2 protein-coding genes and 1 pseudogene are annotated in these 1,803 nt (G+C 72.4%); all 3 read right to left on the bottom strand.

The features are described from left to right. Nucleotides 1-317, bottom strand: a pseudogene (locus tag AB0O00_RS37740) (type I-E CRISPR-associated endonuclease Cas1); the annotation flags it as partial. A 3-nt stretch (nucleotides 318-320) separates the two neighbouring features. Beyond that, complete coding sequence (gene cas6e / locus AB0O00_RS37735) at nucleotides 321-1,094, bottom strand: type I-E CRISPR-associated protein Cas6/Cse3/CasE (protein ID WP_363659211.1); 774 nt, start codon at nucleotides 1,092-1,094, stop codon at nucleotides 321-323. Nucleotides 1,095-1,098: 4 nt separating this feature from the next. After that, nucleotides 1,099-1,803: type I-E CRISPR-associated protein Cas5/CasD (gene cas5e / locus AB0O00_RS37730; protein WP_363659210.1), on the bottom strand; the 705-nt coding region annotated here is incomplete at its 5' end.

Below are 1,803 nucleotides of genomic sequence, written 5' to 3'. Positions count from 1 at the left end.
TGGCGGTTGAGGAGGGCCGCGCCTCGGCTGGGGCCGAGGCCGGCGGCGTACATGCGCACGCCTTGCTCGCCGACCCAGCACACGGTGGTGCCGGAGTCGGCGAGGAGGTTGACGGCGCCGTGGGTGATGCGGGTGCCCGGGCCGAGGAGGATGACGGCGACCATGGCGGCGGGGACGCGGACGGTCTCGTGTCTGTTGATGACGACGACGGCGTTCTCGTCGCGGTCGATGTGGCTGCGCTCGACGTAGACGCTGGAGACGCGGTCGGCGAGGCGGTGCAGGTCGTGTGGATGGGCCTTCCACCAGATGTCGGCCATCTGTCACCGGGCTCCGGTCGCCGGCGGGGCGAGGGTGAGCAGGCCGCAGCCGTAGGCCTTGGACGGGCCGATGCCGCCGAGGAGTGCTGCCTTCAGCAGGCCGGGGTCGCTGATGCGCAGACGGCCTTCGAAGGTGGCGGTGGTGAGGGTGACCGGGGTCCGGGTGCCGGGCTTGGTGAAGGAGCTGCGGCTGCGGTCGGTGATCCTCGCCTCCCGGGCCGGCTGTGCGTCGGCGGAGGTTTCCGAGGAATCCGGTTCGAGGCCCGGGGCCGGGTCGTCGGTTCGCGCTGCGGGGATGGTGAAGCCCCAGCGGTCGGTGCGCTCCAGGAACCAGGTGAGCTGGTGAGCGGCGGTTCGGTGGGCCATACGGTAGGAGCGGTGGTGGAGTTCGGCGGCGGTCTTGGTGCGGTGTGAACCGGCCTTCTCGGGCTTGGAGGTGTTCTGGACGGGGCTGGCCTTGAGCCGGAAGGCGAACTCGCGGCCGATGGCAAGCTGGTCGAGCAGCGGGCTGTAGTCGCGGATCGCGTAGTGCTCGCCTTCGGCGTCGGGCCATCCTGCCTGTTCGACGATGTGGGTCCAGTCGGGCTTGGAGGGAGTGAGGACCAGCAGCATGGGGCGGCGCGGGTGGTCGGCGTCCAGACGCCACAGGATCCGGTCGCCCGGGACGTTGTCGGGGATACCGGCCATGACGGCGCCGTGCAGGGAGCGGGGGTTGGCGAGCAGGGTGCGGCTCGCGGCGCGCAGGGGGTTGATGCGGATGCGGGAGAGGTAGGTCATCGGGTCACCAGCCCAGCAGGGCGAACGGGTCGTGGTCGCCGGCCGCGGCGGCCGGTTGAGCGGTCGTGGTGGACGGGGCCAGGCCGGTGGGGATGTCGAGCCAAGCGTGGCGGATCCGGCGGGTGGTGAAGCCTCGTCGGCGGGGTTCGAACGAGAGCGGGACGTCTTGCAGCGTGTCGCCGCCGGTCGGGTCGTCGAAGGTCGCGGCGAGGTCGATCCGGTGCGGGGAGAACGGCTCGGGTCCGCGCGTGGCCCGCCGGTGGTAGGCGTCCTTGGTGCTCTGCCCCGCCTGCCACGGTTCGGTGGAGAGAACGTCCTCCAAGGTGCCCTCGCGCGCCGTCCCGAGGGCGATCGGCTGCGTGGGGACGCAGGAGCGCCGGCCGAGGGCGAGCGGGAATGCCGGGTGGCGGATGGCCTCGGCGAGCGTCGTGACGAGGGCGACCGGGCCCTGGACGGCCGCGACGAACACCGCGTCCTGGAGGTAGTAGCGGTGGGTGACGTGGGTGTCCTTGGCCGGGGAGGTCGGCTTCTGCAGGCCCTTGGCGTTGACGCCCGCCTGCGGCAGCGGCCGGCCCCGGTAATCGTTGACGGTGTGGTAGTCGCGCAGCAGGGTGCCGGGCTGGTCGACGCGCACGCCCAGGCGAAGCCCGACCAGATCGGAGATGTCGGCTTCGCGGGGACGGCCCGCGGCGGCGGCGAGCAGGCCGAC

It is taken from the genome of Kitasatospora sp. NPDC093558 (assembly GCF_040683475.1).
Lineage (GTDB): Bacteria > Actinomycetota > Actinomycetes > Streptomycetales > Streptomycetaceae > Kitasatospora.
The sequence above is the reverse complement of the archived record's forward strand: the minus strand, read 5'-3'. Positions and strand labels throughout refer to the sequence as shown.